Source organism: Anaerostipes butyraticus (assembly GCF_016586355.1).
Taxonomy (GTDB): Bacteria; Bacillota; Clostridia; order Lachnospirales; family Lachnospiraceae; genus Anaerostipes; species Anaerostipes butyraticus.
Genome location: NZ_BLYI01000003.1, coordinates 1 through 19,823, shown reverse-complemented (window position 1 = coordinate 19,823; position 19,823 = coordinate 1). Strand labels below are relative to the sequence as shown.

The 19,823-nt window shown below is 44.2% G+C and carries 22 protein-coding genes; all 22 read right to left on the bottom strand.

Annotation, left to right across the window (positions count from 1 at the left end; translation table 11 throughout):
• Positions 1-3 precede the first annotated feature (3 nt).
• Positions 4-1,095 (bottom strand): DNA-processing protein DprA, encoded by a 1,092-nt coding sequence (dprA, locus tag JMF81_RS00390; protein ID WP_201309544.1) that lies wholly within the window; start codon positions 1,093-1,095, stop codon positions 4-6.
• Positions 1,085-2,602, bottom strand: coding sequence for a YifB family Mg chelatase-like AAA ATPase (locus tag JMF81_RS00385; RefSeq protein ID WP_243282493.1), 1,518 nt, complete (start codon positions 2,600-2,602; stop codon positions 1,085-1,087). The genes dprA and JMF81_RS00385 overlap by 11 nt, the downstream gene beginning before the upstream one ends.
• A 72-nt stretch (positions 2,603-2,674) precedes the next feature.
• Positions 2,675-3,124 carry a transcriptional regulator NrdR gene (gene nrdR, locus JMF81_RS00380; RefSeq protein ID WP_201309588.1) on the bottom strand — a complete coding sequence of 150 codons (450 nt, stop codon included), beginning with the start codon at positions 3,122-3,124 and terminating at the stop codon, positions 2,675-2,677.
• A 49-nt stretch (positions 3,125-3,173) separates the two neighbouring features.
• Positions 3,174-3,422 (bottom strand): YlmC/YmxH family sporulation protein, encoded by a 249-nt coding sequence (locus JMF81_RS00375; RefSeq protein WP_201309543.1) that lies wholly within the window; start codon positions 3,420-3,422, stop codon positions 3,174-3,176.
• Positions 3,423-3,537: 115 nt separating this feature from the next.
• Complete coding sequence (locus JMF81_RS00370) at positions 3,538-4,362, bottom strand: RnfABCDGE type electron transport complex subunit B (RefSeq protein ID WP_201309542.1); 825 nt, start codon at positions 4,360-4,362, stop codon at positions 3,538-3,540.
• 12 nt (positions 4,363-4,374) lie between these two features.
• Positions 4,375-4,950, bottom strand: a complete 576-nt coding sequence (rsxA, locus tag JMF81_RS00365) for an electron transport complex subunit RsxA (RefSeq protein ID WP_201309541.1) — start codon at positions 4,948-4,950, stop codon at positions 4,375-4,377.
• An 11-nt stretch (positions 4,951-4,961) separates the two neighbouring features.
• Positions 4,962-5,675: an electron transport complex subunit RsxE gene (gene rsxE / locus JMF81_RS00360; protein ID WP_201309540.1), complete on the bottom strand. Its 714-nt coding sequence runs from the start codon at positions 5,673-5,675 to the stop codon at positions 4,962-4,964.
• Position 5,676: 1 nt separating this feature from the next.
• Positions 5,677-6,288, bottom strand: a complete 612-nt coding sequence (locus JMF81_RS00355) for an RnfABCDGE type electron transport complex subunit G (RefSeq protein WP_201309539.1) — start codon at positions 6,286-6,288, stop codon at positions 5,677-5,679.
• Positions 6,281-7,225: an RnfABCDGE type electron transport complex subunit D gene (locus JMF81_RS00350; RefSeq protein WP_201309538.1), complete on the bottom strand. Its 945-nt coding sequence runs from the start codon at positions 7,223-7,225 to the stop codon at positions 6,281-6,283. Before JMF81_RS00350 ends, JMF81_RS00355 begins: the two co-directional genes overlap by 8 nt.
• Positions 7,226-7,240: 15 nt before the next feature.
• Positions 7,241-8,557: an electron transport complex subunit RsxC gene (gene rsxC / locus JMF81_RS00345; protein WP_201309537.1), complete on the bottom strand. Its 1,317-nt coding sequence runs from the start codon at positions 8,555-8,557 to the stop codon at positions 7,241-7,243.
• Between the two features lie 210 nt (positions 8,558-8,767).
• Positions 8,768-10,009 (bottom strand): glutamate-5-semialdehyde dehydrogenase, encoded by a 1,242-nt coding sequence (locus tag JMF81_RS00340; RefSeq protein WP_201309536.1) that lies wholly within the window; start codon positions 10,007-10,009, stop codon positions 8,768-8,770.
• Positions 10,010-10,020: 11 nt separating this feature from the next.
• On the bottom strand, positions 10,021-10,230 hold the full coding sequence (locus tag JMF81_RS00335; RefSeq protein WP_201309535.1) for a DUF896 domain-containing protein: 210 nt from the start codon (positions 10,228-10,230) through the stop codon (positions 10,021-10,023).
• 3 nt (positions 10,231-10,233) lie between these two features.
• Positions 10,234-11,091, bottom strand: coding sequence for a glutamate 5-kinase (gene proB, locus JMF81_RS00330; RefSeq protein ID WP_201309534.1), 858 nt, complete (start codon positions 11,089-11,091; stop codon positions 10,234-10,236).
• Between the two features lie 42 nt (positions 11,092-11,133).
• Complete coding sequence (locus JMF81_RS00325) at positions 11,134-12,711, bottom strand: NAD(P)/FAD-dependent oxidoreductase (RefSeq protein ID WP_201309533.1); 1,578 nt, start codon at positions 12,709-12,711, stop codon at positions 11,134-11,136.
• Positions 12,698-13,924, bottom strand: coding sequence for a BaiN/RdsA family NAD(P)/FAD-dependent oxidoreductase (locus JMF81_RS00320; protein ID WP_201309532.1), 1,227 nt, complete (start codon positions 13,922-13,924; stop codon positions 12,698-12,700). Before JMF81_RS00320 ends, JMF81_RS00325 begins: the two co-directional genes overlap by 14 nt.
• A gap of 63 nt (positions 13,925-13,987) precedes the next feature.
• Complete coding sequence (locus JMF81_RS00315) at positions 13,988-14,350, bottom strand: hypothetical protein (RefSeq protein WP_243282492.1); 363 nt, start codon at positions 14,348-14,350, stop codon at positions 13,988-13,990.
• A gap of 236 nt (positions 14,351-14,586) precedes the next feature.
• Positions 14,587-16,230: a putative polysaccharide biosynthesis protein gene (locus JMF81_RS00310; RefSeq protein WP_201309531.1), complete on the bottom strand. Its 1,644-nt coding sequence runs from the start codon at positions 16,228-16,230 to the stop codon at positions 14,587-14,589.
• Entirely contained in the window at positions 16,227-16,739 is a 513-nt protein-coding gene (gene ybeY, locus JMF81_RS00305; protein WP_201309530.1) for an rRNA maturation RNase YbeY, read from the bottom strand. The genes JMF81_RS00310 and ybeY overlap by 4 nt, the downstream gene beginning before the upstream one ends.
• Before the next feature lie 3 nt (positions 16,740-16,742).
• Positions 16,743-17,747 carry a PhoH family protein gene (locus tag JMF81_RS00300; RefSeq protein ID WP_201309529.1) on the bottom strand — a complete coding sequence of 335 codons (1,005 nt, stop codon included), beginning with the start codon at positions 17,745-17,747 and terminating at the stop codon, positions 16,743-16,745.
• A gap of 72 nt (positions 17,748-17,819) precedes the next feature.
• Positions 17,820-19,055 carry a sporulation protein YqfD gene (locus tag JMF81_RS00295; protein ID WP_201309528.1) on the bottom strand — a complete coding sequence of 412 codons (1,236 nt, stop codon included), beginning with the start codon at positions 19,053-19,055 and terminating at the stop codon, positions 17,820-17,822.
• Positions 19,056-19,066: 11 nt separating this feature from the next.
• On the bottom strand, positions 19,067-19,333 hold the full coding sequence (locus tag JMF81_RS00290; RefSeq protein WP_201309527.1) for a YabP/YqfC family sporulation protein: 267 nt from the start codon (positions 19,331-19,333) through the stop codon (positions 19,067-19,069).
• Between the two features lie 87 nt (positions 19,334-19,420).
• Positions 19,421-19,597 carry a 30S ribosomal protein S21 gene (rpsU, locus tag JMF81_RS00285; RefSeq protein WP_015530429.1) on the bottom strand — a complete coding sequence of 59 codons (177 nt, stop codon included), beginning with the start codon at positions 19,595-19,597 and terminating at the stop codon, positions 19,421-19,423.
• Positions 19,598-19,823: the final 226 nt, after the last annotated feature.

The following is a 19,823-nucleotide window of genomic DNA, read 5'->3' as shown; positions in this document are numbered from 1 at the left end:
CAATTACCCCTTGTAAATATTTTTTATATAGATATTATGGTGTATCTGTTTTATATATCCCTTTGACTCCAGAAGAAAGAGTGCTGACACTGTCTCACCAAAAGATAAGCCAGCCTCATTCATAATTTCATTCAGGTGTCTCGGATACAAATCTACCACATCATACACCTTTTTTTCTGGCTTCGCAAGAGATTTTTTCTGAAAATGCTGAATATTTTCCGAAGATTTTGTGAAATCAGGAAATTCAGAAAGAATATCTTCCACCGTTTCAACCAGCTTTGCTCCCTGCTTGATCAGCCCGTGGCACCCGGCATGATTTCCCGATGTGACTGGCCCGGGAACCGCAAAAATCTCTTTGTTCTGCTCCAGCCCGCAATCTGCCGTAATCAGCGAACCGCTTCGTTTTTCTGCCTCCATTACAAGGATGCCGTCGCTTAATCCACTGATGATGCGGTTGCGTTCCGGAAAACGCCACGCATCTGGTCTGACTCCCGGCGGATACTCCGAAAAAACAGTCTGATTCTCATACATCTCATAAAACAGCTGATGATTGTCCCATGGATAAATCCGGTCAATGCCGCACCCCAGCACTCCTGCCGTGACACCTCTTTCACATCCGGCTCCCCGGTGAGCCGCTCCATCAATTCCTTTTGCCAGTCCGCTGACAATGCCGATTCCAATTTTTGCCATTTTCCCGGCAAACAAACGGGTAAGCTCCAGCCCATACGAAGATGGATGACGGGATCCCACCACTGCGATCACAAGTTCTCTCTCCAGCCAGGCTTGTCCTTTTTGGAAAATTCCATATGGATAATCATAAATTTTCTTAAGCCTTTTGGGATATCCTGCTTCCACGGACAATAAAAACCGGATCTGCTCTTCTCTTAGAGCTTCATACTGCCGCTTGATCTGATCCTCGGATCTGCTCTTACAAAACCTCTGAAACGCCTTTTCTGACAGTTTTTCTTCTATTATATTAGGTGATGTTCGGAACAATTCCTTAGGGTGAGCAAAAATTTCCATCAGCTGATGCTGCTTCCGGCTGTTGATGCCAAGCATGGAACAAAACCAGTACCAGTAAAGCTTATCTTCCATCCCCGGCCACCTCCTCCACAAATCCGGTATTTCGAAATGTCATGGCTTCCAGCACATGAACCGGACAAATGTTATCTTCCCCATCCATCAGTGACAATGTCATAGAAAGTTTCAGGATCTTGTGAATCCCTCTTCTGGAAATTTTTTTCATATCTGCCGCGGTTTCCAAGAGTTTCCTCACTTCTGCAGAGGGTCTGCACAGTCTCATCACGTCCTCTGCTTTTAATTCGCTGAAAAACGAACAGCCCGTGCCTGCAAGCCTTTCTTTTTCCAGCTGAATGTTATTTATGACGCGTGACCGGATTTCCTTTGACGTCTCCGGCGGCCGTGCCGGTTCTTTTTCTTCTTTTACCGTAAGAACCATATCAAAGCGATCCAGAAGCGGTCCTGATAATTTTCTTAAGTACTGCCGCTTTTTCAGCTGGCTGCATCGGCATCTTCCATCTTCCAGAGCGAATCCGCAAGGACACGGATTCATTGTGCCGATCATTTGAAAATCTGCCGGAAATACATAATTCCATCCAAGACGATTTACCTGGATCCTTTTTTCTTCCAAAGGCTGCCGCAGTGCCTCCAGACATTCCTGCCGAAATTCCATTAACTCATCCATTACAAGAATCCCATGATGGGCTAAAGTGATTTCTCCTGCTTTCGGCTCCTGCCCTCCTCCAATCAATGCGCCTTTGGGAATTGAAGAATGCGGCATCCTCACAGGGCAGCGCCAGTCGGCAATATTGCGGCTGATGCCTGCCGCATCGTAAATACTCTGCACTTCCAGACGCTGGGAATCCGTAAGAGGAGGAAGAATCGTTGGAATTCTCTTTACCGCCATAGTCTTCCCAGACCCCGGCGATCCCACCAGCAGCAGATGATGCCGGCCTGTTATCGCAGCTTCCACTGCACGTTTTAAATGCTGCTGCCCTCTGATATCGGAAAAATCTTCACTTTCCTCTTCCGGAACCCATTCTTTCCGCAGCCCAGTCCTGTTTTTCATGGTTCCATGAAAATAGTCCAGCACATCAGATAAATGTTCCATGGGAATAATCTGTATTCCATCCATATCCTCCAGAGAATTCTGATCCTCAGCTGCAAGAAAAAAACGATGGATGCCTCTTTTTCTTGCTTCCAGAATAATAGGCAGACAGCACCCTGCCCCGTGAATTTTTCCATTCAGCGCCAGTTCTCCCAGAATACAGATCTTATCCAGTTCTGATCCCGGAATCAAACCAAGACACGCCAAAAAAGCCACAGCAATTGGAAAGTCGAAAGCTGTGCCCTTCTTTTTTATATTGGCCGGGGATAGATTCACCGTAAGTTTCATAGATGGCAGCGGGTGCCCGATGGACCGCAGCGCAGACGCAACCCGCTCCTTTGCCTCTGCTGCCTCTTTTGATAAGCAGCCTACCATGGTAAAATATGGCAGACCGTTTCTGATCTCCACTTCGACGTGGATCAATTGTCCGGCAACGCCTCTGACGATGCCGCTTATAACTTCCTGATACATCATAGCTGACTCCTTCTTCTCAGGAAGACTCCAAAATGATACTGTCATCATATCATATTTGGAAAATTATTACAATTATTTTAATAATTTCTTCAGCTCATTCATAAAAGTATTGACATCCTTAAATTCCCTGTAAATTGCCGCAAACCGCACATAAGCAACTTCATCGAGATCTTTGATTTTATCCATGACGATCTCTCCGATCTGGGAAGTCTCTACTTCCCGCAGTCCGAGATTATAAATCTTTGCTTCAATCTCATCCACGGCCTGATCGATCTGATCCATGGAAACCGGCAGTTTGTGACAGGACTGGACAATTCCATGGCGAATCTTATTCCTGTCATAGGTCTGTCTCGTCTTGTCTTTCTTGATTACAGTTAACGGCTCTGCTTCAATCTTTTCATATGTCGTAAACCGCTTTCCGCAGGCGTCACACTGACGTCTTCTGCGAATCGCATTTAAATCCTCTGACGGTCTGGAATCAATCACTCTGGAACCTTCACATCCACAGTACGGACATTTCATCATTTTGTACCTCCATTTTCTCTGCTTGCAGTATAACATTTTTCTATGGCTACTTCAAACATTGTTTTTCATCAATATCGACCAGCACAGCGTCTCTTCCGATTTTTATAACACATTTATAAGGAATCTTATAGATCTGGTTTTTCCCAATGCATCTGAATCCTTTTCCCATCCTTGGCACGATCAGAAAATTAATGCATCCGTTCCTGGGATCAAACTCCAGATCAATGACAAACCCCAGTTTCTCTCCTGTATTGCAGTTGACGACATCTTTCTGCCTCAGTTCCAGAAACTTCATATTCTCCTGCCTTTTTCTATCATTCTATTCATTGTCCGGCGATAAAATGAGAAAAAGAGAAATCTTTTTTGATTCCTCTTTCCTCTGATGCTTTATCATGGGGCATTTCCTGTGGTTATGCCTCTTTTTTCTTTGGCTGTTCTCTCTTTCCGGTAATGATTCCTTTCGGACATTTTGCCGCACAGAGACCGCAGCCGACACATTTATCATAATCAATATGCGCAATGTTGTTTTCCACCGTAATCGCACCAAGTTTACAGGCCTTCTCACATGCACGGCATCCGATACATCCGGCAGAACATACAGACATCACTGCTTTTCCGAAATCTTTGGAACTGCACTGCACACGGCATTTCTTGTCATAAGGGACTAACTCGATCAGACCTTTTGGACAGATATCGGCACATTTACCGCAGGCAACACAGGATTCCTGATCCACATAAGCCACTCCATTAATAATAGAAATGGCGTCTTCCGGACATACATTGGCACAGCTTCCGTATCCGATACAGCCATATTCACATCCCTTTGGTCCTCCTCCAGGCACATTGGCCGCATCAACACAACTTTCGATTCCGCTGTATTTAAATTTATCTCCGGCTTTTTCACAGGTTCCCGCGCATTTGACAAATGCAGTCATTTTTACAAATTCTCCAGCTTCTACACCCATGATAGCGCTGATTTTATCTGCCACAGGCGCTCCTCCTACCGGGCAGGCATTCACTGGAGCATCTCCTGCCGCGATTGCTGCCGCAAGTCCGTCACATCCTGCGTATCCGCATCCTCCACAGTTATTTCCCGGAAGTTCTGCTCTGACGGCAACTTCTTTTTCATTTACAGGAACTTTAAATTTTTCGGAAGCAATTCCCAGAAGAATCGCAATAATCAGTCCGGTTCCTCCAACGACAACAGCCGCAAGGATAATCGCTGTAATATTCATTCCATCTACCTCCTATATGATTCCTGAGAATCCAAAGAAAGCGATTGCCATCAGTCCTGCAGTTACAAGAGTAATCGGCATTCCTTTGAAGGATTCCGGTATATTGTTATGCTCATTTCTTTCACGGATTCCGGCAAGGATTACGATTGCGATCGTAAATCCGACGGAAATTCCGATTCCGTTGACAACGCTGGCTGCAAATCCATACCCGTTCTGAACATTGGTAAGGGCAACGCCCAGCACAGCACAGTTCGTTGTGATCAATGGAAGATACACTCCCAGCGCTTCATATAATGCAGGCATGGATTTCTTAAGTACCAGTTCTACAAACTGAACCAGCGCTGCGATTACAAGGATAAATACGATCGTATCCAGATATTCCAGACCTGTCGGCACCAGAATAAACGTATAGATCAGATTGGTTACGGCTGAAGCAATCGTAATAACGAAGATTACGGCAACTCCCATACCTCCTGCAGTTTCAATCTTCTTGGAAACTCCAAGGAAAGGACATAATCCGAGGAACTGGCTTAATACGACGTTATTTACCAGGGCAGAGCCGATTGCGATTAATAATAATTCTTTCATCGTCTTCCTCCTTAATTTTCTTTCTTACTGTCCGCATCAAGATTAAAAAATCTTGTACCGCAGGCATGGTTTCCACAAGTTGCACAGTCTCCGCATCCTGCAGATGGATGTACCGGAAGACCTTTTTCGATCTTCTTTGTCCGGATCTTATTCTGGGCAGCGATCAGACATGCCAGAACGAAGAAAGCTCCCGGCGCAAGAATAAAGATCGTGATTGGCTCATAGGAAGCCGGCATGATCTGCATTCCAAACAGCTGTCCAGCGCCAAGGATTTCACGGAAAGCTCCGATCAAAGTCAGGGCGATCGTAAATCCAAGTCCCATTCCAAGACCGTCAAAGAAAGAATTAACCGGTGTATTCTTTGCCGCAAATGCTTCCGCACGGCCAAGGATGATACAGTTTACTACGATCAGCGGAATATAAAGTCCCAGCGCAGAATAAACAGATGGCACATATCCTTCCAGCAGGAACTGTACAACCGTTACCAGAGAAGCGATGACTACAATGTAGCCAGGGATTCTGGCTCTGTCCGGTATAATATTTCTTAGCATGGAAATCACCATATTGGAAAACATAAGAACGACTGTCGTTGACAATCCCATACCAACACCATTGATTGCTGATGTGGTAACAGCCAGCGTCGGACACATACCAAGTGTCAGGACGAAGGTCGGATTTTCTTTAATAATACCATTGATCAAACGTTCCATTGGATTTGGATTCATTCTATTCCCCTCCCTTCAGGCTATTTACATAAGCAACACAGCTGTTTACAGCACTTGTTACCGCACGGCTTGTAATCGTTGCACCGCTGATGGCATCAATTTTAGCGTCATCATCCGCTCCGGATCCATCTTTCACAACTTCAAACTGTTCTGCTTTTTTATTGTTAAACTGACTCTTAAACTCATCTTCTGTTGCTTTCATACCAAGTCCGGCCGTCTCATTGATGGTAAGTGTTTCATAACCATTTACAGTTCCATCATTTCTGACACCTACAGACAGAGAAATGTCTCCGCCATATCCTTCCGGATTTGTCACAGAAAATACATACCCAAGAGTTTCTCCATTTTTATCCACTGCTTTTGCAATCTCTGTAATAGTATTTTGTCCCAGTCCTTTTTCATCCAGCACTTTCTGGACTGCATCCTGGTCAAGATCTGTCTCTTTGAATTCAGAAGCATCTGTAAAAACCGCTTTATAAGCGTCTTGTTTTGTCTTCTCTTCCTGAGCGGCAATTGGAGCCTTTGTTACATTATATACAAGGCCCAGAAGGAAACCGGCAATTACAGTGATCACGCATAATTTAATACAATCGGAAATAATGCTCTTATTCATTGCTCTTTCCTCCTTTCACAATTCCAAACGGAGTCGGCATTGTTACCTTCTCGATCAGTGGAACCAGGATGTTCGCAATGATGATGGAATAAGAAACTCCCTCAGCCATTGGTCCAAACAGACGGAACAATCCTGTTAAAATTCCAAGAACGATTCCATAAATAACTTTTCCTTTGTTAGTGATCGGTGATGTTACATAGTCTGTTGCCATAAAAATAGCTCCTAACATCAGTCCGCCTCCAAATAAGTGTGCCGCGATATACTGAATATCTACGCCATGGCCTCCAAACAATGTTACAAATACCGCAACCGTTGCAATATAAACACACGGAATAATTGGCGAAATTACCTTCCTTGCTACCAGATAAATTCCTCCGATGATCAGCAGAATGGCTGAAGTCTCACCAATGGTTCCCGGAATAAATCCTTCAAACATTCTAAGCACATCAACAGACTCTCCTGCTTTTAATGATGCAAGCGGAGTCGCTGTTGTTACCCCGTCATAAGTAAATGCAGACATTCTTGCCGCAAAAGAGATCAGAAGGAAACAACGTGCACCCAGAGCAGGGTTCATGAAGTTCTGTCCTAATCCTCCAAAAAGCTGTTTTACTACGATGATCGCGAAAACGCCTCCGATGATCGGCAGCCAGAAAGGTACTTCCGGCGGAAGGTTCAGCGCAAGCAGCAGACCGGTCAGGGCCGCGCTCATGTCACTGATCGTGACTGGCTGTTTCATAAGTTTCTGGTAAATATATTCTGCCGCAACACAGGTCACAATCGTAATGACAATTGTTTTTGCCGCAGGCGCGCCAAAGATATAGATACCAAAAATCGTAGCGGGTAATAATGCGATTATAACATCCAGCATAATCTTCTGTGTTGAGCCATTATCTCTTACATGAGGATTGGCTGACACATGATATAATGGTTCGCTCATATGTATCTCTCTCCTTTATTTCTTTCTACGGTTTGCTAAAACCTGTTTTCGTCCTGTTTTCATAGACTGGGCAAGATTCCGTTTCGCCGGGCAGATGTAGGAACAAGATCCGCACTCAACACACTCTGCTCCATGCAGTTTTTCAAATTCATCAATCTCATTGTGATCCGCAAGCACAGACAGCTTCATCGGCATCAGTTTCTGAGGACAGACACTGACACATCTTCCGCAGCGGATACAGTTGCTTGGCTGATTTGCTGAAACTTCATCTTTTGTCATGGCCAGAAGGCAGGAAAATGTCTTCACTGCCGGAACATCTGTTGTAAACATTGCCATTCCCATCATAGGACCGCCGGAAATGACTTTTTCCGGCTGCTTTTTAAAACCGCCGGCTGCTTCGATCAGCTCATTTACATTCGTTCCGGTACGTACCAGGAAGTTTCCAGGATTTGCAACCGCATCTCCTGTAACTGTTACAACACGGGAGAATAATGGTTTCCCATCTTTTACCGCGTCTTTAATTGCCGCAATCGTTGCTACATTATCCACGATACATCCTGCGTCGGCCGGAAGCATACTGGAATTAATGCTTCTTCCTGTCGTTGCATAAATTAAGGAACGTTCTGCTCCCTGAGGATACTTTGTTTTCAGTGATGCTACGCTGATGCGTGCGTCCCCTTTTACCAGCGCTTCCATCTTAGCGATGGCATCTTTTTTATTATCCTCAATTCCTATAATTCCTTTTGCTTTTGGAAACAGATCCAGTACGATGTTCAAACCTTCGATCACCTTCTCCGGCATTTCCATCATCATACGATAATCGCCTGTGATATAAGGCTCACATTCCGCGCCGTTAACGATAATATACTCGATCGCGTCAGGATCTTTTGGCGCAAGTTTTACATGAGTCGGGAAACCTGCTCCTCCAAGACCAACGATCCCTGCCTCCTTAATTGCTCCCAATACTTCTTCTTTTGACATGGAATCATAAGGTTTCGCATGATATTCTACCTCTTTGAATTCCCCGTCATTTTCAATTACGATTGCGTTCACTTTTGTGCCGGCAGGTGTTATTCTCGGTTCGACTGCCTTTACTGTTCCGGACACAGAACTGAAAATGTTTGCAGACACAAATCCGCCGGCTTCCGCAACCTTCTGCCCTGCAAGCACATGATCACCTTTGCTTACAATTGGTTTGGCAGGTGCTCCGATATGCTGTCCTACCGGTAAGACAACATCTCCTTTTGGCAGATATTCGGTGATCGGCGCATGTTTTGCATACTCTTTCCCATCGTCCGGATGTACTCCGCCGCTAAATGTAAACAATGCCATTTTAAGCCTTCCTTTCTTTTATGATTTTTTTCATTCTAAGAAGTTCCCTCGTTCCTGTTATTGGAAATTTCTTCCATTAAAACGATAAAAGGAGTTTCCATCACTTTTTGAATGAAAACTCCTTCGAAACCAGTTCTTACAATAACACAAATTCACAGATATTTCAACATTTTTTTAATTTCCTTTAACAATTCTTTACCTGTTCTTTACTTATTTGCGGATTTGTCCATTTCCATAGATGATAAATTTCGTCGTTGTCAGAGCATCCAGCCCCATCGGTCCTCTGGCATGAATCTTCTGGGTGCTGATTCCGATTTCCGCTCCAAACCCAAACTCAAATCCATCTGTAAATCTCGTAGACGCGTTGACATATACTGCTGCAGCGTCAATCTTATCCAGAAATTCCTGGGCTGCCTGATAAGAATCTGTAACGATTGCCTCAGAATGTCCGGTGTTGTAATGATTGATATGTTTTACCGCATCTTCAAAACTGTCCACTGTCTTAACAGAGATGATAGCATCCAGATATTCCGTTCCCCAGTCTTCTTCTGCTGCAGGAACAACTTTAGGATTCAATGCGCAGACTGCCTCATCTCCGCGGATTTCCACACCTTTTTCCAGCAGCGCATCAATGATCGCCGGTCCGTGACTTTCCACAATGTCTTTGTGAAGTACAAGGGATTCGCATGTATTGCAGGTTCCAAGACGCTGTGTCTTAGCGTTCACAATAATCTTAACCGCCATATCTTTATCTGCATCTTTATCTACATATACATGACAGTTTCCTGTTCCAGTTTCAATGACAGGAACCGTACTGTTCTTTATTACGCTCTGAATCAGCCCTGCTCCCCCTCTTGGGATCAGAACATCCAGATATTCGTTCATCTGCATCATTTTTGTGGCAGTCTCCCGGCTGGTATCTTCCAGAAGCTGAATGCTGTACTTTGGCATTCCGCAGGACTCCAGGGCTTCCTGAATCACCTGGGTAATTGCCAGATTAGAGTGAATGGCATCACTTCCGCCTCTTAAAAGACATGCATTTCCTGTCTTAAAGCAGAGAGCGAAGGCATCAGCTGTTACATTTGGTCTGGATTCATAAATAATTCCTACGACTCCCAGCGGAACTACTTTCTTTCCGATCAAAAGTCCGTTCGGCGTTGGTTTCATATGCTCGATGGATCCGATCGGGTCATCCAGATCTGCAACCTGACAAAGACCCTCTGCCATTGCTTCAATCCTGTCGATCGTCAGAGTCAGCCGGTCAATCAGTGACTCTTTCATGCCGTTGCTCCTTGCAGCTTCTACATCTTTTGCGTTTTCAGATAAAATATAGTTCTGACTTTCCACCAGACATTTGGCTGTTTTCTTTAGTGCTGCGTTTTTTTCAAGAATGCCTGCGTTTCCTAAAATAACGGATGCTTCCTTCGCCTGTTTTCCTAACTGTTCTAACATATGTACCTCCTTTAGTTTTTACCTTTTGGCCTGAGAGGAGTAATTGAACCATCTTCGTTCTGAATGCTGATATTATTCAGCTGACCTCTTAAGTTGGCCCGTACCGCCTGAATATATTCAGCGCGAAGTTTCTTCTGCTCCTTCTTCTGCTGGGCAGTCAGGCCCACAGATTTTTCCAAATGATAAAGTTCATTAATTCTTTGAATCTTTCTTGCGTCCATTTCCTAACCTTTCCTGAAATATGGTCTTTCCACCAGATATTTTTTTAAATTGAAATCTTTTCTCTTATGAGCAAGGAACAAAGTTCCGATTTCTTCTCCTGCAATGACGCGATTCAGATTGTTCAGGTCATCGCTGTTCACGATTACCATATCCGCACCTGCGTCTGTTACGATATTCGCTGCCGCAATCTTCGTTGCCATTCCGCCTGTACCAACCTTTGTGACGGCTCCTTTTGCCATGTTTTCAATTCGCTCGTCAATGACCGAGACTTCCGTGATCAGTTTCGCTGCCTGGTTCTTATGCGGATCATCTGTATACAATCCGTCAATATCCGTCAGCAGAATCAGAAGATCTCCTCCAACGACAGAAGTAACCACGGCTGAAAGAGTATCGTTGTCTCCAAATTCAATTTCCTCCGTTGAAACCGTATCATTTTCATTTACGATGGGAATCACACCCAGTTTCAGCAGCTGTTCAAACGTATTTTTCGCGTTAAATCTGCGTTCGTCATTGAGCATCGTCTCCTTGGTGATCAGAATCTGGGCAGATCCCTGATTATATTCCGCAAACAGTTTCTGATAAATCATCATCAGCTGCCCCTGCCCTACTGCGGAGCAGGCCTGTTTCAGCGGCAGGGAATCCGGTCTCCTGGACAGCCCCAGTGCCTTAAATCCGACACCAATGGCTCCGGAAGATACCAAAACCACATCTTTTCCACTGTTATGAAGATCCGTCAGGACACGAATCAGCTTTTCCAGACGAAACAGATTGATATTTCCTGTACTCTTATGTATCAGTGAAGAGGTCCCGACTTTCACGACAATCCTCTTTTTCTCTTTTAGTTTTCCACGATGATTCATTCTCTTCTCCTTATGTTCTGTCTGTTGTCCGACTCTAATATTTTACACTGTTGCCAGCGCTTCCGCAACCTTAATTCCATCCATGGCAGCCGAAGTAATGCCGCCGGCATATCCGGCTCCTTCCCCGCAGGGGTACAATCCCTTCAGACTGCTTTCCATAGATTCATTCCGGCAGATACGTACCGGCGAAGACGTTCTGGCTTCAATTCCGCATAAAATCGTATCCGGACGGGAAAATCCTTTGATCTTATGTTCGAAAGCATTCATTCCTTCACAGATGGAATCACAGATTTCCTCTGGCAGACAGTTTCTCAGATTTCCAAAGACAGTCTCTCCCTTTGTATTGGGATAAATTTCTCCATATTCTTTGGACGGAACACCGTTTTGAAAATCTGAAAGCAGCTGGACCGGTATCCTTCCATTTCCTTCCTGAAACGCTTTTTCTTCCCATCTGCGCTGGAACTCCACACCGGCAAGGGGACCTTCCCCGTCAAAATCATCCGGCGTAACGCTTACAATGATCGCGCTGTTGGAGTTTCGTCCCATACGGTCATGATTGCTCATTCCATTGACCGTAAGACGCCCTTCTTCCGAAGAAGCGTTTACCACATATCCTCCCGGACACATGCAGAAAGAATATACACTCCGTCCATTTTGGGCATGATATGTCAGCTTGTAAGAAGCCGTCGGCAGATGAATATTCTCCGGCAGTTCTCCATACTGAGAACGATCGATCATTTCTCTTGGATGCTCCACACGGACTCCCATGGCAAATGCCTTGGCTTCCATTGGAATCTTATGACAGGACAGCATTTCAAAAGTATCACGGGCGCTGTGTCCCAGGGCAAGAATGGCTCTGTCACAAGGAATTGTTTCCTCATCATTTACAACCAGCCCTGTAAGCCTTCCAGCCTCAGAGAGCAGATCCGTCACTTTTGCCCCAAACCGCACACGGCCTCCCAGCCGCAGGATTTCTTTCCTCATCCCTGCAACAACCTGACATAAAAGATCTGTGCCGATATGAGGTTTGCTCTCATACAGAATTTCTTCCGGCGCGCCAAATTCTACAAATGTCTCCAGGACAAACCGGTTTCTTCCGAATTTATCTTTCACGAGGGTATTGAGTTTCCCATCAGAAAAAGTGCCGGCTCCTCCTTCCCCAAACTGCACATTGGATTCTGTGTTTAATTTTCCAGTCTCCCAGAAAGTTTCCACATCTTTCGTTCTCTGCTCTACCGCCTGCCCTCGTTCCAAAACAAGAGGGCAGAGACCGGCGCGGGCAAGCATCAATGCCGCAAATAAACCAGCCGGTCCCATTCCAATGACCACCGGAGGATAATTTCCGGATTTCACGTTCTGGGGAAACCGGTATTTTTTTTCTGTTACACGGCTGATTTTTCTGTCTTTGTTTCTTTTCAAGAAAAGCGTCTCCTGTTTTTCATCCATTATTACATTGACAGCATATACATAGGAAATGGCATCTTTATGCCTTGCGTCAATGGATTTTTTATGAATGGACCATGAAACACAGGGCGTATTATGTATTATTTTTTTTATTTTTTTCTCCAGCTGCTTTTTCGTATGATCCACCGGCAGCTTGATCTGATTAATTCGTATCATCTTTTCCGATCTGCCTCCCTGCGATATATCCTGACGTAAACGCCCACTGGAGATTGTATCCTCCGCAGGTGCCGTCCACATCCAGTAATTCTCCTGTAAAATAGAGTCCCCGAAGTTTTTTCGACTCCAAAGTTTCCGGAACCACTTCCCGGGTTGAGACTCCGCCTGCTGTAATCTGCGCCATATCGTATCCTTTATAGCCGGAAATCTCAATTTCAAATCTTCGGATCATCTGAAGAATATTTCTAAAATCTTTTGCCGGCAGTTTCCGGATTGGAATCTCCGGCCGAATCCCCAGCCGTTTCAAAATTCCATAAACCAGTTTCTTATTCAAAAATCCCTGGAAGAATTCTTCTGTATTCTTATATCCGCAGTATTTCCTGAATTCTTCTGCGGTTTCTTTCAGTGTCGGCATATCCGGCATCAGATCCAGCATAACGGTAATCTTCTTTTTTCTTCTCAGAGCGTTAATCGCATATCTGCTGACCTGAAATACCGGAATTCCGGAAATTCCATATTTTGTAAACTGTACTTCTCCTTTTTCAGCGGCAATCTTTTCTCCATTGGCATAAACAGTGACACGGCAGGTATTCCTAACACCGGCTGTCCACTGAAAATAACTGCCCTTCCCTTCCAAAGCCACTAAAGCAGGGAATGTATCCGTCACTCTGTGGTGAAATCCTCTGGCAAGACGATAACCGCTTCCGTTGCTGCCCAGTTTCTCCTGTGCACATCCGCCGGCAGCAAGTACCAGATTTTTCCCTTCATACCGGACTCCGTTTCCATACACCCGGAAAGTATCCTTCTTTTTATCAGCTGTTTCTGCTTCAAATCCGGTCTCTACCTGTATCGGCAGGGTTTTGATCTTCCCAATCAGAGTCTCTGCCACTGTTGACGCCTGAAAAGATGCCGGATAATAATATCCCTGGGTTTCTGTCATCAGCATTCCCAGAGATTCAAAAAACTGTATCAGCTCCTGCAGTCCGAATTCTTCTAAGAGCCGGTATGGAAATCCCGGCTGTTCTCCTCTGTAACAGCCTTCATCCAGATAGCTGTTGGACAGATTGCATCTGCCATTCCCTGTTGCCAGAATCTTTTTGCCGAGCTTTTCCATCCGCTCCAGCAGCAGGATTTTCTTTCCTCTCTGGGCTGCCGTGATTGCCGTCATCATTCCTGACGGACCTCCGCCTACGACAATTGCGTCATACTTCATATTTTTCTCCCGTTCTTAATCATTTTGCGTTTACAGATTACGCTTTTGCTATTTATTATACGGCTAACTGCTGTAAGACTCAAGAAAATGATACACTTCCTCCCTGCTTTCAAAGACTTTATGATCCTGGATCATCTGAAGAATGTCCGAAGGAAGATCTTCCTTTTTCATATCCGTGTATTCAAACACTTCCTTTGTATGATTATTGACGACTACAAGGCTCCCTTCTTTGATCGCCAGTCCATAGGTTGTCTTCACCTGCGCCGTTGTTGAGGCCTCTTTCTCTTTTTGAGCCGCCGTTGACTGCACCTGATGAATGACCTTGCCCTTCTCCTGTTTTTCAAACGCCGTATAGCACATATATCCGCAAAGCGCCGTAATCACTACGATATATATTAATAAAAACCGATTCACTTTGTTCATCATAGCAACACTCCTTTGGCTAAAGTGTTTCCTATAATTTCAAAATTATTCGAATTTCAGTAAAATTGTTTATCCATTATATTGGAAACCCTCCGGATTTGTCAACACAGCTTCCATCACAGCATAGGAAACCACTCTCTTTACAGAGACAAATATTCCGGAAAAGAAACCGGAAACAGGCATGGGAGATCGTCCCAGTCCCGTTTCCGGTTCTTTTCATTCAAAATGCATGTCCGTTTTTATAATAAATGCAGTTTCTTTGCCAGTTTTATGATCAATGTTCCCTTTGGCACATTCTTCAGTTCTTCTTCTGTAAAGACTTTCAATCCGATGATTGCCGCAAAATACACCAATACCCCCACCGGAATCGCAATGACCAGACAGACAATAAACGCAATTCTTCCAAATGGAAGCAGTTTCATCAGTACAAACTGAATCAGACCGACAATGACGCCCATCAATGCGGCGGAAATGATCGGCTTTACAAATGTTTTCACCAGTTCCTGCTTATATCCGCTGTATTTGCGGATAGACCATGCGTTTAAGAAGCACATAACGATAGAAAACGCTGTTGTCGCAAATACAAGTCCAAAAGTATTGACACTGGTATAAGTCAGACACAGATACAGAACGATCACATTTACAACAACAGATACTGCCGCGTGGCGGATTGGCACTTTCATCCGGTCCATTCCCTGTAAAATACCATTGGATACCGTTGACATGCAGGTAAAAATGACGGATACCGCTCCGACGCGAAGCAGATTTGCCCCAAGTCCGGTTCCGTTTTCCACTCCGAAAATCAGCCCGTTGATCGGCACGTTCAGCACTCCCAGTCCCACCGCGCACGGAATGGCAATCATCATTGTAAATTTAATAACCATTTCAATGTTCTCATTCATCCGTCTGGTATCTCCCAGAGCATACGCCCCGGAAATATTCGGAATAACCGCATTGGTCAGAGCAGAGGCCATGGCCAGCGGAATATTGATCAGCACGTTATACTGTCCGGAAAACACTCCATACAATTCAGATACGGTAAATGATTTCATTCCTTTATCCACCAGGATCGAACTAAACAGTGTCATGTCAATCGTCGGACAGCAGTTATAGATGGCTGTACTTAAAATCACCGGCGTGATCGTCATCAAAAGAATCTTTAAAATATTACGGTATGATTCAATATATTTGGTTCTGTCATGGCGCATCTGGATTTTTGCCTTTGGCTGATACAGCTTATAGATCGCCAGGCAGAAAATCAGTCCGGTAATCACGCCGATTTCTGTTCCAAGAGCACTTCCGGCCGCTCCATGGCGGGCAATCTCATAGGTAATACTGTCAGACGGCAGAAATGGAAGGATCAGGACATAAGCCATTAAAATACTGAAAATGGCATTTAAAATCTGTTCAATAATCTGCGAAACAGAAGTCGGCACCATCGTATTATGTCCCTGAAAATATCCTCTCAGCACGCCAAGAATCGCAGAGAAAAAGATTGTCGGAGAAATACACCGCAGCGCAAGCTCCGCCCCTTTCTGGGTGCCGACAAAATACGGCGCTCCAAACCATGCGACCAGAGACGCAATTCCTCCAACAACCGCAGCGTATACCAGCGCACCGTAAAAAATTCTCTGGGCGTTAATATATTCGCGTTTCGCAAGTCTTGCGGAAATAGATTTGGATACCGCAAGAGGAATACTGAAAGATGAGATCAGAAGAATGATATTATAAATGTTATATGCAACTCCATAATATCCGACTCCTGCTTTTCCAATAATCCCAAAAAGAGGGCTTCTATATAAAAGCCCTATAATCCTGCAAACGATGGATGCTCCGGCAAGAATCATTCCCTGCATCAAAAATGAATTCTTCTTTTTACTCATATCAAACCTCTTTCATCTCTTGTGTATTTTGTCTTTGTCAGGATCTCTTCCTGCCTTTTTTCCATCACTTTTCGTTCCTCTTCTTCCATGTGGTCATATCCAAACAGATGCAGCATGCTGTGAGCGATCAGAAAAGCGTATTCCCTTGCTCTGCTGTGGCCGTACGCCTCTGCCTGTTCTTTCACTTTATCCATGGAAATTACAATATCTCCTGCCAGAAATTCCCCGTTTTCCGGATCAAAAAGCATCGGATCTTCCTCCAGATGAGAAAAATCTGCCGGTTTCTCATACTCCGCCATTGGAAAAGAAAGAACGTCCGTCGGCCGGTCGATCTGTCTTTGTTCCAGATTGATCCTGTGAATCTCCTCATTATCTGTAAGAAGCAGATTCACCTCACATTCATATGGGCAGTTTTCATAATCAATCGCTGCCGCTATGACTTCTTCCGCTATCTTTTCATAGGGAATATCAATGGTTCCTTTGTACTCATTTTCAATTATAATACTCATATTCTACCTGTCTTTTGTTTTTTTCCGCCCGTTCTTTCCTTTTCCCGAATTTTTAGAAGCTTCATATTTATCATAAGCCGCGACAATCTGCTGTACAAGAGGATGACGGACCACATCCTTGTTTGTCAGCCTGCAGATGCCGATGTCTTTTACTTTTTCCAGCACTTTCAGCGCCTCCTCAAGACCTGAAATATGATCAAATGGAAGGTCTTTCTGTGTCAGATCCCCGGTAATAACCGCCTTGGATCCAAAACCGATTCTTGTCAAAAACATCTTCATCTGCGCCGGTGTCGTATTCTGAGCCTCATCTAATATGATATAGGCATTATCCAGGGTGCGTCCTCTCATATAAGCGAGCGGCGCCACCTCGATCAGCCCTTTTTCCATATTTTTCATAAAAGCATCCGCCCCAAGGATCTCATACAAAGCATCATACAGTGGACGCAGATACGGATCCACTTTGCTCTGAAGATCTCCCGGAAGAAATCCAAGTTTTTCTCCTGCCTCGATGGCCGGTCTGGTCAGAATGATCCTCTGAACCTCATCATTCTTAAAGGCTGTGATTGCCATGGCCATGGCAAGATATGTCTTTCCGGTTCCTGCCGGTCCGACTCCGAAAGTGATCATCTTATCCCGGATCTTTTCCGTGTATTTTTTCTGACCAAGTGTTTTTGGCTTCACTGCCTTGCCCTGAACTGTATGACAGATCACATCTTCATCCAGTTCAATCAGGTGCGCCGGCTGGTCATCCATTGATAAAGATAATGTATAATTTACATTCTGCTCTGTAATTATATTACCCCTTTTGGATAATTCCAAAAGTTCTTCGATCACAGATACTGCCTGCTGGACTGCTTTCTGCTGTCCAATGCATTTTAACCTTCCGTCTCTTAATATCAGGCTGACATGCAGCGTCTGTTCAATCTTCTTCATATAGGCGTCAAACTGCCCAAAGACATTTCCTCCATGTTCTGCAGGAAAGTCCATCTCAACTTCTACTGGGTTCATATTCCGCTGCTCCTTTGCTGTATATTCCCCACTATTTTAACATCCGCCTTTCTTTTTGTAAAGCAAGCCTTCCTATGGCGCTGCTGTTGTCGGTGCTATTTTTTCTTCCTGTTCTTTTGTGAGGGCCTTAATGCTTCGGATTTTGCCTGCTTTTTCTTCCTGAGTGATTGTTCCTGATGCCGTATACGACTCCCCGCTCTTTTTATACTTTATTTCTTTATGGAGGATTCGAATTCCCTTCTCTTCTTTCTTTTTAATATAACGCTGCAGGCGGTCTGATAATTTCTTTTTCGCCTGGGCGTCTGTATACGTTTTTTTCACAGCATGATAGGGGCGGTACGTCCTCATATAAATACCCACCGGAAAATACAATGATTTCCCGATTTTCAGCGGGTATCTCTTTTCCATCACATCTGTGCGGCCTTCTTCTTTTCCAAATGGGAGCTTCCATTCCCACGGTCCGGCATAAATGCTCTTCAGCCTGATCTTTTCTTTTCCAAATTTTTTCTCATAGTATTCCATCGGAATGGTCTCTTTATAAGTTTCCTCTGTCTTCATGGTAATCTCTCCATCTGCTTTGATCTGATCCGTTTCTGTGACCTGAAAATCATCACTGTAATAATAGATCAGTCCGGAAATCAATGTGCTGCCCTTTTTCACCCGATCTCCTACAGAAACCAGCGGTGTTCCGCTCTTTACAGACAAAGCCGTAACAATTCCTGTTTTATTGGCCACAATATCGCAGGGTGTTTTTGGATTTTGTTTCGTTTTGCGGTCCAGGGTTTCTTTGATTTCCACATGGAGTCTGGTTCCTGTCAGAGAGCACGAAACCCAGGCGATTTCATCATAATCTTCCCTTAAATGTTCCTCCAAAAGATCGCAGTCCACGCTGCCCTTCCAGGTTCCCGGACGGTAAAAATTCGCAGTGACATATTTTAAGATATCACTTTCTGAATATACTTCACTGCCGGAAACCGTAATTTCCCACAAAAACTGACTTAATACAAAAATGATCAGAACTGCCAGACCGGCAGAAAAGAAAAAAGCCTTTCTCTTCCTGTGTTCCCGAAGGAAGAAAGGCAGACCATACTGGCCGTCCAGCTGAAGCTTCACGTTTGTTTTAGATGCCAGATCCTGAAGCTCCTTATCTGCGCTTCTGCGTATGTAAAATGAATATCCCTGTCCATCCGGTTTTAAATCCCAGAGAATCATCTGATGTTTTGCACATAAGTTCAAAAACCGCTCAACATGCTGTCCTGAAATCCGGAAAAACAAACGTCCAAAGATAAAATGAAAAATCCTTACCAATTTCTGCTCCTTTACATATATTCCAGCCGCTCGATTCTTCCCGTCACTTTCATGGCATCCTGGGAATAATAGGCAATGGCCAGCCTTCTCCCGCAGATTTTCAGCACCACGCGGTTTCCCTGAACGCAGATATGGTCATCATCATAAGACAAGATGCCTCTGTAATTTTCCACGAGCACTTCCTGATTTCCCGTTAATGTGATGATAAAATCTCCAAAGATCACATCCCGCGGAAGTGAAAGGCCTTTTGCTATCGCTTCTCCTGGCTTTCTTTTCATATCGAAATTTCTCCCGGCGGCATTTGGTTTAATATATGCAGAAAAAAAGCATCCTATACCAATAATGGTGTAGGATGCTCCACATGATTATTTTGATTTTCTTTTACGAGCAGCTTCAGACTTTTTCTTACGTCTTACACTTGGCTTTTCGTAATGCTCTCTCTTGCGGATTTCCTGCTGAATTCCAGCTTTTGCACAATTTCTCTTAAATCTGCGAAGAGCGCTATCTAAAGATTCATTTTCTTTAACGATTACGTTAGACATTCTTAATTCCTGACCTCCCCTCCAGTCTCATACTTGTGCAGAGGACTGTTTGGGTATTAATTTACTGCACTAGATTATTATACCATATTTTTGCGTTTCGTCAACTAAGAAATTTGATTTTTCAAAACTTCTTTTACTTTTTTTACGGGAGTTTGACAGTTGAATAATAGAAAAATACCTTGCAGGCCGCATAAAACCTGCATTTTTTATGTCAATTTTTCTGTTT

Bases quoted from the DNA above. Each gene is read 5' to 3' on its own strand.
- dprA (WP_201309544.1), bottom strand. From the start codon at position 1,095: ATGGAAGATAAGCTTTACTGGTACTGGTTTTGTTCCATGCTTGGCATC.
- JMF81_RS00385 (WP_243282493.1), bottom strand. From the start codon at position 2,602: ATGATGTATCAGGAAGTTATAAGCGGCATCGTCAGAGGCGTTGCCGGA.
- nrdR (WP_201309588.1), bottom strand. From the start codon at position 3,124: ATGAAATGTCCGTACTGTGGATGTGAAGGTTCCAGAGTGATTGATTCC.
- JMF81_RS00375 (WP_201309543.1), bottom strand. From the start codon at position 3,422: ATGAAGTTTCTGGAACTGAGGCAGAAAGATGTCGTCAACTGCAATACA.
- JMF81_RS00370 (WP_201309542.1), bottom strand. From the start codon at position 4,362: ATGAATATTACAGCGATTATCCTTGCGGCTGTTGTCGTTGGAGGAACC.
- rsxA (WP_201309541.1), bottom strand. From the start codon at position 4,950: ATGAAAGAATTATTATTAATCGCAATCGGCTCTGCCCTGGTAAATAAC.
- rsxE (WP_201309540.1), bottom strand. From the start codon at position 5,675: ATGAATCCAAATCCAATGGAACGTTTGATCAATGGTATTATTAAAGAA.
- JMF81_RS00355 (WP_201309539.1), bottom strand. From the start codon at position 6,288: ATGAATAAGAGCATTATTTCCGATTGTATTAAATTATGCGTGATCACT.
- JMF81_RS00350 (WP_201309538.1), bottom strand. From the start codon at position 7,225: ATGAGCGAACCATTATATCATGTGTCAGCCAATCCTCATGTAAGAGAT.
- rsxC (WP_201309537.1), bottom strand. From the start codon at position 8,557: ATGGCATTGTTTACATTTAGCGGCGGAGTACATCCGGACGATGGGAAA.
- JMF81_RS00340 (WP_201309536.1), bottom strand. From the start codon at position 10,009: ATGTTAGAACAGTTAGGAAAACAGGCGAAGGAAGCATCCGTTATTTTA.
- JMF81_RS00335 (WP_201309535.1), bottom strand. From the start codon at position 10,230: ATGGACGCAAGAAAGATTCAAAGAATTAATGAACTTTATCATTTGGAA.
- proB (WP_201309534.1), bottom strand. From the start codon at position 11,091: ATGAATCATCGTGGAAAACTAAAAGAGAAAAAGAGGATTGTCGTGAAA.
- JMF81_RS00325 (WP_201309533.1), bottom strand. From the start codon at position 12,711: ATGATACGAATTAATCAGATCAAGCTGCCGGTGGATCATACGAAAAAG.
- JMF81_RS00320 (WP_201309532.1), bottom strand. From the start codon at position 13,924: ATGAAGTATGACGCAATTGTCGTAGGCGGAGGTCCGTCAGGAATGATG.
- JMF81_RS00315 (WP_243282492.1), bottom strand. From the start codon at position 14,350: ATGATGAACAAAGTGAATCGGTTTTTATTAATATATATCGTAGTGATT.
- JMF81_RS00310 (WP_201309531.1), bottom strand. From the start codon at position 16,230: ATGAGTAAAAAGAAGAATTCATTTTTGATGCAGGGAATGATTCTTGCC.
- ybeY (WP_201309530.1), bottom strand. From the start codon at position 16,739: ATGAGTATTATAATTGAAAATGAGTACAAAGGAACCATTGATATTCCC.
- JMF81_RS00300 (WP_201309529.1), bottom strand. From the start codon at position 17,747: ATGAACCCAGTAGAAGTTGAGATGGACTTTCCTGCAGAACATGGAGGA.
- JMF81_RS00290 (WP_201309527.1), bottom strand. From the start codon at position 19,333: ATGAAAAGAAAGCCAGGAGAAGCGATAGCAAAAGGCCTTTCACTTCCG.
- rpsU (WP_015530429.1), bottom strand. From the start codon at position 19,597: ATGTCTAACGTAATCGTTAAAGAAAATGAATCTTTAGATAGCGCTCTT.